1 protein-coding gene is annotated in these 1089 nt (G+C 52.3%); it reads left to right on the top strand.

The features are described 5' to 3' along the window. Positions 1–135 precede the first annotated feature (135 nt). A complete protein-coding gene (locus G7B67_RS13150; protein WP_166213154.1) occupies positions 136–801 on the top strand; it encodes a hypothetical protein in 666 nt (221 codons plus the stop codon). Positions 802–1089 lie beyond the last annotated feature (288 nt).

Genomic DNA, 1089 nt, shown 5'->3' with positions numbered 1-1089 from the left:
TACACGGTGCATGGCTCTGCTCTCGTCATTCTGCGTATCTGGCATCACTACGAGAACTCACGAGGCAGCACCTAACTATTCATTCAAGCCGAAGCCGCTTCGCGGCTCGGCTTAATTCAGGTGTTAGACCCCTAGATGACGATCACGACCGTCTCGGAAATCCTCTTTGAGAAGCATTGCAATATTCGCGGGATCCGTTTCGGGAGGATCGCCGAGGGCGAACTAAAGTCTCCTGATTATTGGGTTCAGATCCGCCGGCGACCGATCGTTGCCGAGATTAAGCAACTTGACGCAAACGAAAAAGATCGATTGAGGGAAACTTTCGATTCTTGTGTCGAGTCTGGACTAGGCCTTGCTCCCGCAAAAAGAGTGCGGCAAAAGCTTGCCGAGGCATATATGCAACTTCGCGCCCACGCAAAGCGTGGTGTCGCAGCCATCGTCGTCGTCTACAACAACGCTGGACTGATTAACTTCATTGACGAGTTCACTGTTACAAAGGCGATGTTCGGAAGCCCACAGCTTTACCTTGCACTCAATCAGAAAGGCTTCTTCACCCTGGCCGGCGAAGCTTTTGGCCCAGGTCAGAAGCTGACGAAAAATACATGTCGTGGGATCAGCGCTGTTTGTGTTCTAGAAACAGGCGGAGCAAAGGAGACCCATATGAGCGCCTACCACAACCCATATGCAGAAAACCCTATAGACCCGCCTGATTTGTCTGATCTTGTGGATTATCAGTACGTTTATGACCCACCTAACAGCACGCACACATTTTCCATCTTGCCTCGACTGCTAGAGGTCTAACAATTCATTCAAGCCGAACTTGCTTCGTTCCACAAACATGGCAGAAAGAGCTTGCCATGTTTGCTCCACTACGCAAGTCGGCTTAATTCAGGTGTTAGGCCGCTAAGAGCAGGCTTGTTGTGGCAATGCGGCGGTTCGAATTGGCTCGCTTCGGTGAGTAACTTGTCGCTTTCGTCCACCCTCTTCGGTCGCGCTTGGAGTCACCTAAGCGGCGCTCGTATTTCCACGCGGCAGTCCTGGCGATCGAGGTTATTGGCGGCATCAAGGCGGGGCGCTCGCAGTCCCCGA

The sequence above is a fragment of the Cognatiluteimonas telluris genome (assembly GCF_011320095.1).
GTDB classification, from domain to species: domain Bacteria; phylum Pseudomonadota; class Gammaproteobacteria; order Xanthomonadales; family Xanthomonadaceae; genus Cognatiluteimonas; species Cognatiluteimonas telluris.
The sequence above is the reverse complement of the archived record's forward strand: the minus strand, read 5'-3'. Positions and strand labels throughout refer to the sequence as shown.

Bases quoted from the DNA above. Each gene is read 5' to 3' on its own strand.
- G7B67_RS13150 (WP_166213154.1), top strand. From the start codon at position 136: ATGACGATCACGACCGTCTCGGAAATCCTCTTTGAGAAGCATTGCAAT.